General features: G+C 38.7%; 11 protein-coding genes and 1 pseudogene. 10 read left to right on the top strand and 2 right to left on the bottom strand.

Translation table 11 applies throughout. The features are described from left to right. Positions 1-78: 78 nt before the first annotated feature. The 8 genes and pseudogenes from QFX10_RS02885 to QFX10_RS02850 all read left to right on the top strand — a co-directional run bounded on the left by QFX10_RS02885 (position 79) and on the right by QFX10_RS02850 (position 5,923). On the top strand, positions 79-534 hold the full coding sequence (locus QFX10_RS02885) for an urease accessory protein UreE (protein ID WP_280606722.1): 456 nt from the start codon (positions 79-81) through the stop codon (positions 532-534). Beyond that, complete coding sequence (locus QFX10_RS02880; protein ID WP_280606721.1) at positions 524-1,237, top strand: urease accessory protein UreF; 714 nt, start codon at positions 524-526, stop codon at positions 1,235-1,237. The genes QFX10_RS02885 and QFX10_RS02880 overlap by 11 nt, the downstream gene beginning before the upstream one ends. 12 nt (positions 1,238-1,249) lie before the next feature. Continuing rightward, positions 1,250-1,879 (top strand): urease accessory protein UreG, encoded by a 630-nt coding sequence (gene ureG, locus QFX10_RS02875; protein ID WP_280606720.1) that lies wholly within the window; start codon positions 1,250-1,252, stop codon positions 1,877-1,879. 4 nt (positions 1,880-1,883) lie between these two features. Beyond that, the gene (locus QFX10_RS02870; RefSeq protein ID WP_280606719.1) at positions 1,884-2,729 is read left to right on the top strand and encodes an urease accessory protein UreD; all 846 of its coding nucleotides are present in this window, start codon (positions 1,884-1,886) and stop codon (positions 2,727-2,729) included. A gap of 23 nt (positions 2,730-2,752) precedes the next feature. Beyond that, on the top strand, positions 2,753-3,130 hold the full coding sequence (crcB, locus tag QFX10_RS02865) for a fluoride efflux transporter CrcB (protein ID WP_280606718.1): 378 nt from the start codon (positions 2,753-2,755) through the stop codon (positions 3,128-3,130). Between the two features lie 18 nt (positions 3,131-3,148). Then, on the top strand, positions 3,149-3,544 hold the full coding sequence (locus QFX10_RS02860) for a fluoride efflux transporter FluC (protein ID WP_280606717.1): 396 nt from the start codon (positions 3,149-3,151) through the stop codon (positions 3,542-3,544). A 114-nt stretch (positions 3,545-3,658) separates the two neighbouring features. Next, positions 3,659-5,074: pseudogene (locus QFX10_RS02855) on the top strand (IS1182 family transposase). Positions 5,075-5,206: 132 nt separating this feature from the next. Continuing rightward, complete coding sequence (locus QFX10_RS02850) at positions 5,207-5,923, top strand: GntR family transcriptional regulator (protein WP_280606716.1); 717 nt, start codon at positions 5,207-5,209, stop codon at positions 5,921-5,923. A gap of 232 nt (positions 5,924-6,155) precedes the next feature. Here the strand turns inward: QFX10_RS02850 and QFX10_RS02845 are convergent, their stop codons facing one another. After that, positions 6,156-7,556 (bottom strand): helix-turn-helix domain-containing protein, encoded by a 1,401-nt coding sequence (locus QFX10_RS02845; protein ID WP_280606715.1) that lies wholly within the window; start codon positions 7,554-7,556, stop codon positions 6,156-6,158. Between the two features lie 668 nt (positions 7,557-8,224). On the opposite strand from QFX10_RS02845, the gene bsh reads away from it, so the two are divergent. Then, a complete protein-coding gene (bsh, locus tag QFX10_RS02840) occupies positions 8,225-9,199 on the top strand; it encodes a choloylglycine hydrolase (protein WP_280606714.1) in 975 nt (324 codons plus the stop codon). 84 nt (positions 9,200-9,283) lie between these two features. On the opposite strand, the gene QFX10_RS02835 is transcribed toward bsh, so the two are convergent. Next, positions 9,284-11,695 (bottom strand): Xaa-Pro dipeptidyl-peptidase, encoded by a 2,412-nt coding sequence (locus QFX10_RS02835; protein WP_280606713.1) that lies wholly within the window; start codon positions 11,693-11,695, stop codon positions 9,284-9,286. A gap of 167 nt (positions 11,696-11,862) precedes the next feature. Here QFX10_RS02835 and QFX10_RS02830 point away from each other — a divergent pair, with 167 nt between their 5' ends. Beyond that, a complete protein-coding gene (locus QFX10_RS02830; RefSeq protein WP_280606712.1) occupies positions 11,863-13,479 on the top strand; it encodes a peptide ABC transporter substrate-binding protein in 1,617 nt (538 codons plus the stop codon). The last annotated feature ends 456 nt before the right edge of the window (positions 13,480-13,935 follow it).

Here is a 13,935-nt window from a genome sequence, read left to right as displayed (position 1 = left end):
ACAACTTGAAGATAATCGAGCAAAGGGCAGGACCGATCGTCTCGGCCCTTTGTTTGGGTAATAATGGAGGAATACAACATGATTTTAACAAAAGTGTTTGCAAATGTTGATGAGATCAATGATCTAGAACTTTATCATATCGAAACTTGTCTCGTTAAGAGTGATGATCTAACTAAGCGGATCTTACGTGTGACTTCCGATCATGGCAACGATTATGGGATTCGTTTAGATGATGACAGCGAAGGACTTGAAAATGGTTCCGCCTTTAAGATCGGACCAAAGCGTTTAGTTGTTTTGAGCGTTTTACCAGATGAAGTTATCAAGATCGTACCAGAGGATATCGATGATATGGGCGTTTTAGCGCACTTGCTCGGTAACTTGCATAAACCAGTCCAAGTTGAAAATGGTCAGATCACTTTGCTTTTTGATCCCGTTGTGGTCAAGACTTTAGATCAACGTCAAACAAAATATACGGTAGAAAAGGCGCAATTGACTGAACCTTTGCGTTATGTGGATTTAACAAATGGAAAATAAGCACAAATTGCAGACACTTTTAGATCATCTTGAAGTTTTCCAGATCTGTGATTCAACTTTTCCGATCGGAACATTCAATCATTCGTTTGGGATGGAAAACTATCTTCATGACCGTCGGATCAAAAAAGCACCTGAATTTCAAACATGGTTCGAAAATTATTTCAAATCACAGTTCAAATACGGTGAAGGTCTTTTGACCGTTCTTTGTTGGCGGGCTTTAGAAAAAGATGAGCTTGAAAAATTATGGGAATATGATGACATTATTACAAATTCGACATTAGCACTTGAAACGCGTAATGGTCAAAAGTTGATCGCAAAGCAGATGTTAGCTTTGATCAAACGGATGTATGGGACGATCAAACCGCTTGATACTTATGAAGCTCGGATCAAGGCAGGCGAATCAGCTGGGAGTCCGGCGATCGTCTTTACGATCTTTGCTAAACATCAAAAATTATCTTTAATGGATACTTTTATGATGTATGGCTATAGTATCGGTTCAACGATGGTCCAAAATGCAGTTCGGGCGATCCCGTTAGGTCAACGTGACGGGCAAGTCGTTTTGCATGATGTGATCGCGCTTTTAGGTGATCTTTATCCAGTGGTCAAAAAGCTTGATGAAGCCTATTTAGGGGCTAATGTTCCGGGACTTGAATTAGCTCAGATCAAACATGAAACACAAGGCTCAAGATTATTTATGTCGTAGGGGGACTAAAAAATGAAAAAAGCAGTTAAAATCGGTGTTGGTGGACCAGTTGGTTCAGGAAAGACGATGTTGATCGAACGGTTGACACGTGCGATGCAAGATGACTACAATATGGCCGTCATCACAAATGATATCTATACCAAAGAAGATGCTGAGTTTATGGTAAAAAATTCGGTCTTAGGTGAAGACCGGATCATCGGGGTCGAGACAGGTGGCTGCCCACACACAGCGATCCGTGAAGATGCTTCGATGAACTTAGCCGCGATCGATGAATTAGAAGAGCGTTTCAACAACGAACTTGATATCATCTTTGTTGAAAGTGGTGGCGATAACTTGGCTGCAACTTTTAGTCCAGAGTTAGTTGATTTTTCGATCTACATCATCGATGTGGCCGAAGGTGAAAAGATCCCTCGGAAAGCTGGTCAAGGGATGATCAAATCCGACCTCTTTATCATCAACAAAATCGACTTAGCACCATATGTTGGGGCAGATCTTGAACGGATGAAGAGCGATTCAGAGATGTTTAGAAATGACGGGACTTTCTTATTTACCAACTTGAAAAAAGATGAAGGTCTTCAAAGTGTGATCGCTTGGATCAAAAAGAATTGTTTACTAGAAGATTTAGAAGATAAGGAAAACTAATAAGATGGAAAAGAAGTACGATGGCGTGATCGAGATGAAATTTCTCCCACGAAATGGTCGAACGATCGCGCAAAGACTATATCATAAGGGAAATTCGCGGATCTCTTCTGTTATTCCAGCAACTGAAGGCCAGTTACCGTATTATTTCCTGATCTCAACTGGTGGTGGCTTTACTGAAGGTGAACAGTACAAAGTCGATATCGAACTAGAAAAAGATGCCCATGCTGTTTTAACGACTCAAACACCGAATTATGTCTATAAATGTGATAATTTAAAACAAACATGTCAGGAAACAACGATCAGATTAGCTGAAGGTGCCTTTTTGGAATACTATATGGACGAAGTGATTCCATATAAGAATGCTTATTACCGTCAATATATGGATATCGATCTAGCCAAAAATGCTTCTTTGATCTTAACAGACGGCTTAACTAGTGGTTGGTCACCAGATGAAAAACGTTTCCAATATCGTGATGTCGGAATGCGGACGCGCATCAAAGTTGGGGGCAGATTAGTGTATAATGATTATTTGTTATGTACTCCACATGAGGATCAACTAGATGAGCTAGGTTATTTTGAAGGATATACTAACTTTAATTCGGTCGTTGTGATCGATGAAAAGATCGATGCTGATTTTGTTGCTCAAGCACGCGAAGCGATCGTAGAAAAAGCAGAAAATGTTAGGTTTGGTATCTCCTTACTGGAAAATAATGGGGCAGTTTTACGGATCTTAGGTTTTGATGGTTATATGAATCGTCAGATCCAAAATCAGTTTATCGAATTTTACCGTGAACACTTCAAAGGTTATGCTCCATTACAATTACGGAAAAATGATCGAACTTATAGTTAACGTGTAAGAGAAGAGGAATAAAAATGACATTTTGGCTTGGCTTTGGGGCTGCTGGTCTAGGCGCTTTCTTTGGCGGCTGCTTACGAAGCTTGTTTTCAGATTGGTTCAACAAAAAAACAGCTACTTTTCCGTATGGAACTTTAGCTGCTAATTTAGTCGGCTCGTTTTTGATCGGGATCTTTGCCGCTTTAGTTGCCCAAGGATCTTTATCTCAACTTGGAAACACTTTACTAGCCGGTGGTTTTTGTGGCGGTTTAACGACTTTCTCAACTTTTTCACTTGAGACGTTTAAATATTTCAAACAACAAAAGTTTGCGCACGGGGCACTTTACTGGTGCGGTAGTGTAGTCTTATGTATCGTTTGTGTCTACTTAGGCCTAGGCTTAGGACGGCTATTTTAAAGTTGAGGGGAACTTGCAATGAAAAAATCGACAGAATTATGGTTAGTTGGGATCGGTTGTTTCTTTGGGGGTGCTTTGCGGTATGTCTGTGAAACTTTGATCGGTCCTAGTGTTTCAGAAGCATTTGCGATCTTAGTCGTTAATGTTTGTGGTTGTTTTTTGATCGGCTTGATCAGTGCTGGTCTATTCAAGAAAAATTTATCGGCTGAATTTGGTAAATTGACCTCAACCGGCTTTTGTGGTGGGTTGACGACTTTTTCATCGTTTGCAGATGGGATCGTTGATCTATTTGATGCCACACATATTTTAGTCGGGTTAGGCTATATCGCAGCTAATATGCTTTTAGGTCTATTAGCGGTCTACTTAGGGTTAAAGGTCGTTTTACGTACTGATTTAAGTGATTTTGCTAAATAAGAAGAAGGAGTTGGTTTGCCAACTCCTTTCAGAATGTAGACTAAGTCATCAGAGTATGTGCTCTGGTGACTTTTTTTTGTATAATTAAAGAAAACGGTTACGGAGGTGCTCATTATGCTTCACAAAAGTGATCCCAATCTCAAACGCTGTGAATATGCTCGTACTTCTCTAGATGATTTGGTCCCAAAAGATCATTTACTCCGTAAAATTGATCAAATTATTGATTTCTCTTTTATTTATGATCTTGTCGAAGATTCCTATTGTAAAAATAATGGTCGTCCTAGTCTTGACCCTGTACTACTCATAAAGATTCCTTTGATCCAAAATCTATTTGGTATTCGTTCTATGCGTCAAACGATCAAAGAAATTCAAGTTAATGTCGCTTATCGATGGTTTCTAGGACTAGGTTTAAATGATCCTGTTCCTCATTTCTCTACCTACGGTAAAAATTATAAAAGAAGATTTGCTGAAAGCCATGTAATAGAAGCTATTTTTGCTCATATTTTGAAACTCTGTTTAGAAAATGATCTTATCGACACAACTGATATCTTTATTGATGGAACTCATTTGAAAGCTGCTGCTAACAGCCGTAAATATACTACTGAAGTTATTGAAACTAAGTCAAAATTTATGAGTGAAGATCTCGAAAAAGAAATAAATGTAGATAGAGCTAAACATCAAAAGAAACCCTTAAAAGAAGAAAAACCTAAAAAAAAACTAGACAAGTAAAAATATCTAAAACTGATCCTGATAGTGGATGGTTTCATAAGGGTGAACACAAACAGGTTTTTGCCTATAACGTTCAAGCTGCCTGTGATAAAAATGGGTGGCTCTTAGCTTATGTGGTCGGTGCGGGAAATATCCATGATACGCAACTTTTTCCTGAAATATTTGAAAAAGTACGGAAGTACGACCCACAATATATTATCGCTGATTCTGGCTATAAAACACCCACGATCGCACACTTTTTACTATCTCAAGGCATAATTCCCATTCTTCCTTATAAACGCCCAAGGGGCAAAGTTGGTACGCTTAGACCCAAAGATTTTGTTTATGATGAATATTATGATTGTTATTTATGTCCTGGCGATCAAATCTTAATGTACTCCACAACTAATCGAAGTGGTTATCGTGAATATAAAAGTGATCCTACAATCTGTGAAAAATGTCCTTTACTGCACAAATGTACACAAAGTAAAAATCATCAAAGAGTTATCGCTCGTCATGTTTGGCAAGATAGTATGGAAAAATGTGAGGATATCAGGCATCAAACTGGCTCAAAATTAAAGTATGAAGCGCGAAAGGAGACGATCGAAAGAAATTTTGGTTCGGCAAAAGAATATCACAACTTGAGATACGCCCGAGAAGTAGGAATTGATAAAATTCTAGCTAAAGTTGGGTTGATATTTGCGTGCCTAAATCTAAAAAAATTGGTAAAAATACTGGGGAAAAACCCTGTTATATTCGTATATTTCAAAGTATATAGTTATAAAAATACATAAAAAAACAAACTCTATCCGATTTGAATAGAGTTTGTCTACGTTCTGGAAGGAGTTGGTTTGCCAACTCCTTTTCTTTATAAAAAGTACCTTTTTAACTTTACTTTATCATAAAAGTATTGATAATATGAAGTTAAAGTAAATACAAAAAGGGGCGTTAGCAATGGAACCAAAGTATAAACAGATCTTAGAAACTGTTAAGCATCGGATCTTAGTTGGGGATTATCCGGCTGGAAGTTTGATCCCAGATCAAAATGCTTTAGCTAAAGAATTTAAAACAAGTCGCATGACTGTAAAAAAAGCATTAGATATTTTGGCGATCGAAGGTTATATTTATGCGCAACGGGGGGCCGGAACTTTTGTACGGAAAAATGCTTTAGCGCAGCGTGATGCTCTCCCCGTTGATGAGTATGGAGGACTTAGTCAACAACTAGGCGATCGAAAAGTTGTGAGCCGACCGATCGTTTTTGATGTAAAATTTCCTTCAGAAGAAGTCAGAGAACGGCTCGAATTGCAAAAAAATGAACCAGTTTATGAGATCTTACGTTTGCGACTTGTCGATGATAAACCATATGCGCTCGAGCATACTTTTATGCCGATCGAGCTGATCCCAGGGTTAAGTGAGCATGAACTATTGAATTCGATCTATGCGTATTTGAATGAAGCGCTTCATCTTCAGATCGGAAGTGCTTTTCGCAAGATCACAGCAGAAAAAGCGACTGCTAACGATATCAAATATCTCGGATCAGCCGAACATGATCCGATCTTACAAGTTGAACAAGTCGTTTATTTACAAGACGGACGCCCCTTTGAATATTCTTTTAGTCGCCATCCGTATAATGGCGAACATGCCTATACGATCTTAGACCGAAAAAAATAAAAAGGCTGTGACATAAGTCTATAAAATAAAGCTGGATATATGAAGACCTTCGTGTTTCATATATCCAGCTTTTGAATTATGATCAAAGAAAAAAGGTAGCCACGCTCGGCTACCTTACGATGACCCTCGAAAGGATAACATAAAATTATAACGTTGAGTAGCCGACTTTGCACATCTCTTTAAAAATTTTACAGCAAGGAACTTGTTGCAAGGTAGTATGCCTGCCCTCTTTTTATTGCAATATAAGCGGTTGATAGCTTTCACTTTCAAGCTTAGCGATCGTTTTTTCTAATAAAGTGAGATTACTTTGGATATTGAGATCATCTAAAGTCAAGATCGGAGTATGAAATTGCTGTGGTTCTGTCAGTTCAAAGTCAGAAATGATCAAGTCATAGTGATGGTGGGCGACAAAATCACTGACAACAACGTTATGATCCTTATTCAAAATATTTTGCATGCCTGTGATGTAAGCATACCGAGTTGCGATCGGTAGTTGTGAGATCACGCCGATCTGAAGCGCTTGACGTTTCAAATTTTTATACGGATAGATCATCATGCGTAAATTGTCTCTAATGGCAGTCAATTTATAGGCAGGAAGTTTGAAACCTAAGGAGACTGGGATCTGAAGGATCTCTTGGATAACTTTTTCTTCAAAAGGCTGTGTTTTACGGGCACTGTTTTTTAAGACTAGTACGTCGTAAGCATAATAGTAACCGTCTAATAAGAGAAGTTTATTGATCGTAAAATATAAACTACTTCGTAAAGAGATAAAGTTATCATTGAAACTGTAGCTATTAGTCAAGATCGTCGTTACTTGTTCTAAAAGTTGTTGGCATTCAGAACCAACAAAAAGCGAGTTGATCTCTGTGATCGGATAGTAGATCACGTTGTGGATATTTAGAAAAATAAAGGTCAAATAACTATAGTATTCAATGATGGAAACGTTCAAATAAGTCCAGTTTTGTTTGAAATACGTCAATAGCATCTGAAAAAGAGGAGTTTCGCGGATCGCATAAAAATTTTCTGGACGCTCTTCATGTACAAAATATTTTTGAAGCAATTCATGTTTAGCACTGAGTAATGAGAGCCAAAGACTGATCTGCTGGACTTGAATAATATTTAAGTCACAGTTGAGTTTAGTGAATGCGAAGTCTTTGAACCCATGGTCAGAGAGCACGATATTGTCTAGACCGTTCCCGATATGAGGATTATTCCAATAAAAGTTGTAATAAAAATAGAAATATTGGATCCCTAAACCACGTACCATATTTTGCTTGAGTTCAAGTTTGAACTCTTTTAATAAAGTATTGCATTCGCCTACTAATTTGTTGATCGAAGTCAAGCTGATATTCAACTGTTGCGCGGCTTCTTCTCGCGTTAAGTAAGAATGTTTGAAATAAGTATCAAGTAACTGAAATTTAGGTGATGTTGCTAGTAATGTATGGTTCAAGTTTGTGATCGTTGAACTTTTATACGGTAACTCTAAAATGACTTCGTGACGAGTCACTGTTAAAATATGAGGATCAAAGCTATTGATATGCTCGATCAGTTGCGTTAAAGTTGGAGCAGTGATCTTCAAACATGTACAGAGTTCGGTCTTTGAAAGATGGTTATTTTTAAGGTGTAGTTCCATCAGCAAAGAGTAGATCTGTAGACTTTTGTGATCAAAAAGTTGTTCGTTGTGCATAGAAGTGTGCCATATAAAATGTTGAACAAATAGCATCAAGGTGCGACGATATCTGTAGAAAGTTTATATTCCCTTTCTTGAAATTTTTTGAATTTAATAAATTATTGGTTATTTATAGAATAGCTAACATAATTTTTTCCTTGAGGCCAAAATTGTGCATAAATAATAATTTTATAAAAACTTAAACATCAAAATTATATATTAGGTTGAGCAAAACATGCAATATCAACAAGGATCAGAATGCTTTTTAAAGTATATTATTTACAGTATTGAATAATTTATCGAATTTTTAAACTAAAAAATGATGAAATTTTTAAAGAGGTAGCTAGCTAAAGTTAGTTTTGAGTTCACAATGACTCGTTTTTTTAAATAGAATAAAAAACTTAGATTATCAAATAGTGGCATTTAGAAGTATATTATAAGCGTAAGGTGTTTGAGACACCGATCGGTTTTATTAGAAAACAGTATGATTTATGGACTGCTATTGTCTGTCACTGTTCGAAAGCAACATACGATAATATCCTCACTAAAAGCTTACGATAAATTGCCCTGTAACTAAACCTACATAGGATCGATACATAAAAATAAATTTTATATAAAGGAATGAATAATTGATGTGTACAGCAGTATCTTTTTTATCAAAAGAACATTATCTCGGGCGAAACTTTGACCTTGACATTTCCTACGGCGAAAAGGCAGTCATCACCCCCCGCAACTATCCTTTTAAAATGAGAAAGCTTCAGGATCTAACTGAACACTATGCGTTGATCGGGATCGCTGCGATCTTTGATGATGTTCCGCTCTATTATGATGCCGTCAATGAATATGGCCTTTCTATGGCAGGCTTGAATTTTGAAGGAAATGCTGTCTACTTGGAAGAAGTGCCAGAAAAACTGAATGTGACACCTTTTGAATTTATTCCGTATATTTTAGGACAATGCAAGACTGTTGCGGAAGCTAAAGCATTGCTCGAAAAGATCAACTTGGTCAACATTCCTTTCAGTGAGCAATTGCCGTTATCGCCATTACATTGGATCGTAGCTGATAAAGAACAAACACTAGTTGTTGAACCTTTGGCTTCAGGACTAAAGCTCTCTGATGATCCAGTTGGTGTTTTAACAAACAATCCGACTTTTGACAAACAGTTGCTGACTTTGAGCAAATATCGTGGTCTTTCAGCTAAGACTCCTGAAAATACCTTTGCGCCAGCTGTCGACTTACCTGTTTATAGTCGTGGGATGGGGACATTTGGGCTTCCTGGTGATCTAACATCTTCTTCGCGTTTTGCGCGGGCTGTTTTCACTAAAGCACACTCGATTTGTGAACCAACGGAAATGAGCAGTGTGAGTCAATGTTTCCATATTTTAAATTCCGTTGAGCAAGTCAAAGGTTGTTGTGAATTAGAAGAAGGACATTTCGAACATACGATCTATTCGGTCTGCTACAACACAGCTAAGGGTCTCCTTTATTATTCGACTTATGATAATCGGCAATTGACTGCGCTTGATCTTCACAAAGTAGATCTTGATGGCTCAGAACCAAACGTTTATCCATTGTTAACAGAACAAAATGTCCACTATCAAAATTAAAAAGTGGTAGCTTAAGCAAAAAGACATCGGCAAAGCCCAGAAAGGGATTAGCTGATGTCTTTTTTAGTAAGAATAACGGCTTGTTTATTCAAGGGGTAAGATCAAGTGATTAGGAGCGTCTGCTAATGTATAAGTCAGCGCTTCATTTCCACGTAAAGTTGCGCTCAGATCAGTGGCATAGATGATCAAAGCTAACTTTCGCCCTTTAGGCACAGTATAAAATGTTGGTTGGAAAGAAAGCTCAACATCATAAAATGTCCCAGGAAATAGTTCATCATTTTGCCACGGCGCAGTGCGATTTTGGAGATTGATGTGACCTTTGCTGATGATCTGATAAGGCGTCGTTGGACCGTACGTAAAGCCGACAAGGTCATCTACGCGCCAGCGGAAACCAGAATTTAAAGCTTTCGCAGCTAACAGTGTAGGCTTTTTTTGCAACCGCTTTGCTTCACCTAGATCAACTAGCATCGCACTTAAAAGACCATGGTCAGCACTACTTGCAACAAAGACTTTAAGTTTAGCAACGCCGTTTATCGTCAAAGGTGAAGTCAAGGTCTCGGTGACAAAGTGCAAACTATTTGCGCTTAAAGGTGCTTTATTTGCAACAAGATCAGTATGCCATTTGGCAAGATCATTTGTGTAGTGTGCAAAAGTTGCTTGGTCAAGGTGGTCTGCAAAAGACATTTTTTCTGTAAGTGGTTGCTTGGCAGTTTTAGATAACTCATTATTTGATGTTAAAGTAAAAATCTGTTTTTTTGCACTACCCCATGTGGATGGTGTGATCCAAGCATCAGGTGCTGTGTTTTGTTGGACAAGAAGATCAGGCAAGTATTCTTTAGCTTGATTATCTAAGCCATAAAGTTTATGTGAGAGCCAGAGATTCAGCATGTCAGTCAGATCAAGACTAGCTAGATTATTGATATAGATGTGTTCCCCTTGATGTAAGATGACTTTTTTAGCCACAGGGAGGTCAGCGACCTTTTCTAGTAACTGATAAGGATTTTTAGGTTTGACATTTTGATCATTGAGTCCGTGGATCAAGACTAGATCGCATTTGATCTGATGAGCATCGTTGAGATAGTTGCGGGCCTCCCAAAAGGCATTGTAATTACCACTTGCTTCATCGAGCTCTTGTGTGAGCTGAGCGCGTTTTTCTTTCCATAAAGAACGAACTTCACGATATTTAGCAAAATCTTGTTTCATACTTAAACATTCTTGGGCTAAGACGTCAGCATCTTCACCGATGAAACCATCTGGAAAAACAACAAGACCGCCAGCGCGATAATAGTCATACCAACTTGAGATCGCTGCTTCAGCGATGATCGTTTCAAGCCCAGCAACACCAGTCGTTGCGGCTGCGATAGCTAAAGTGCCTAAGTAAGACTTGCCAGTCATCGCGACCTTTTTGTTGCACCACCATGCTTTGAGTTCGATGTTTTCTGTGCGATTTGTAAAAGCTTTCCGTTTTCCTGTCAGCCATTCGATGATCGCGATCGTCGAACTTGTCTCGGCAAGATCACCACAAGTTCGAAGTCCGTCAGAACCTTTAGTGCCGATCCCAGCTGCATAAACAACGGCAAAGCCACGGGCGAGAAAATAATCATTTAAGCTATAGGATGTTTCGCGACCGAATGTTTCTTCAGCCCGGGTGGAACGGCCCATGACTGTTCTTTTTTGGGGGGCTTTTTTTGGTTTGGAGCGTAGAAAAGTTGGCTTAGAAGTTGTCGTTGGTGTTTTGTGCTGTAAAGCGACATTAGCCGGATGGAGCAACTTTTTGCCATCATCATCATTTGTTCCTTGATGATAAGGGCTAGCCGTATAAAGTACTGGGACTTTTAAGCCGTGTTCAGTCTCTTTTGGGCGAATGATCTCTGCACGCAAAAGGTCGCAGTGACCATCTTCGTCAGTATCTAAGTCGGATTCGATATAGACGACTTCATAGATCAGCTTTGAGGTATCAAAGATCGGTTGGGCTTTACCATTAAAAAAGAGTGGTTTTTTGATCGCAGGAAGGTCATAAAATTTGGTGAAATACCCAAGTCCTGCCAAATGATCAAGTAACGTTTGCCCTAAGCGTGTTTGAGTACACAAAAGGTCATACCAAGCCCCTAAAAGATCAGTGTGGGTCGTAAGTTTCTCGGCATGATAGAGTCCTAAACGTTCCATAGCGCTCAAAGGATCGCTAAGTTTAAAGTCGACTCCAGGACGAAATAAGAGCAACTGGAGCCCGACATTATAAAAAGTATGTAGATCAACAGTTTTTTGTTCGAGATAACTCAAAAGATCTAATTCTGCTGTTGCTAAAAAAGTTTTGAGTTGAACTTGCTTAGCACTTTTCGTCAAGTATTGTGGTAAAGCTTGATTTAAAAAGAGCAACCAGAGTTCATTTAATTCTTCGGTCCGTTTGACGTCATGATTCAAAAAACCGATCTGCTTTAGCTCACAGATCTTTTGTTCTAGTGGAACGTTGACATGTGCAAATTGGTGATGTTTCAAAGAAAGCCCCCCTTTAAAATTATAAATATATAAGAAGTATTGTAGCCTTTTGATAACTGAAAAGCTAGTCTTAGAAACATTTCCTATTTGTAAGTAGAAATGATTGCTAATTCATAAAAAATAGGGCAAAATATATTACGTAAACCAAAAAGATGGGGGGAATTTGCGTGAAGACAAAGCAATTATTTGCCTTGATGGGTGTTATCGTAACGGGGGTATTTTTAAGTGCTTGTGGTCGTTCTCAAAATGACCAACAGGCTAGTACTCAAACTATCCGCTCAGCAGTCAGTGACCAAATGGCAACGCTTGATACGGCCAAGTACAGTGATATGATCAGTTTAGAAGCGATGGATAATGCCTTTGAAGGGCTCTATCGATTTGATCAAAAAGGCAAGCCAGTTTTAGCTGGAGCTCAAAGTGTTACTTCAAATGAAGAGCATACGATATATACTTTCAAATTACGCAAAAAGGCTAAGTGGTCAAACGGCGATCCAGTTAAAGCTAGCGATTACGTTTATGCTTGGCAAAATATCATTTCACCAAGTACAGCTTCACCAAACTCACAACGACTAGACCCGATCAAAAATGCGCAAGCGATCCGTAAAGGAGAGCTCTCACCTACTCAACTAGGAGTCAAAGCGCTAGATGATCAGACGCTACAAGTTCAACTTGAAGCTCCGATCAGCTATTTGGATGAATTGTTGACTGGGGCTCCGTTTTTCCCCAAGAACCAAAAAGTAGCTGAAAAGTTTGGTTCAAAATACGGTACGACTTCTAAAAATGCTGTCTACAATGGACCATTTGTTGTCAGTGGCTGGCAAGGGACGAATGACCAGTGGAATTACGTAAAAAATAAGCAGTATTGGGATCAAAAGGCGGTCAAATTAGCTAAAGCTGAGATCCAAGTCGTCAAAGATACTTCAACTGCGGGTAAACTTTATCAAACAGGCAAGCTCGACTATACGATCTTAGGTAATGAGTTTGCCAAACAATATGCTAATGATCCAGGTTATCATACGAAAAAGATCCCGTTGATCGGCTATTTAGGTTTTAATACTAAAAGAGATATCACAGGCAATGTTCACGCTAGAAAAGCGATCGCCCAAGGCTTTGAAAAACAGCTACTAGTTAAAAATGTTTTGAATGTTGGGACTCCGTTAAATGGGATCGTACCAGCTGACTTTGCTTATAACTCTGCGACAGATAAAGAATATCGTAAACAAGCTGGCGACCTTTTACCATATGATAAGAAGAAGGCGCAGGCCGAATGGGCTTTGGCGAAGCAAGAACTGGGGCAAGATGAGTTGACTTTAGAAGTTTTATCATCTGATACAAATGAAGCCAAACAAGTTGCAACTTATTTGCAAAGCCAACTTGAGGAAAACCTTCCTGGGCTCAAAGTCAATTTACGCTCGATCCCGCTCAAATCGCGGTTAGCTGCGACAACTGCCTATAACTATGATGTTGTTTATGGAACATGGCAGCCTGACTATGCTGATCCCGTCAACTTTATCAGTGATGGGGGACAATATCACTTGAATACAGATTATACGAACCAAGCCTTTTGGAACGATCTAGATCAAGCTGCTACGACGTACGCTAACGATCCAGCTAAGCGGTGGGAAACATTGATCGACGCTGAAACAAAGTTGATCAAAGATGATACGTATACTGCGCCAGTCTATCAAGGTGCGATGACTTACTTACTATCTTCTAAAGTCAAAGGCTTAAGTATCTCACCTTATGGCACAGTGCTTTTGTATCGTGATGTCGAGGTAGAATAGTCCTTAGCTAAAATTTAATATTTAGGCAAAAAAGCTGAGAACTTTGATTTCTCGGCTTTTTTCTAATAGATATATAAGTATTTTAGTAGCAAAACGGTTAAATTTTAGTTATAATTATTCTTATTGAAAGTAACTTAAACTGACGACTGTAAGGCAACGTTTATGAGTGCTAGAAAAAGTCAGACGCTTTGAAGAGCGTATAAAAGTTGTTTTTAGCCAAAATGACAGCAGTCTTATGCGAGTTGGTGACGGTCAACTTGAAAATTCAGAGAAAGCGAGCTCTTTAAGCGCGAAGAAGAGGGTTTTAACTTTTTTCTAGTTGGTCTATGAGGCGACTAGGACTGTCAGAAGTGAATAAGATCTAGGTAAGAAAAGGCTATATTTTTTTAATTATGTAATATAATGCTACATAGTTTTAGGGCATATGGTCGGCAAAGAGAAAGGAATGAGAAAGAA

The organism is Ligilactobacillus faecis, from assembly GCF_029889745.1.
Lineage (GTDB): Bacteria > Bacillota > Bacilli > Lactobacillales > Lactobacillaceae > Ligilactobacillus > Ligilactobacillus faecis.
The sequence above is the reverse complement of the archived record's forward strand: the minus strand, read 5'-3'. Positions and strand labels throughout refer to the sequence as shown.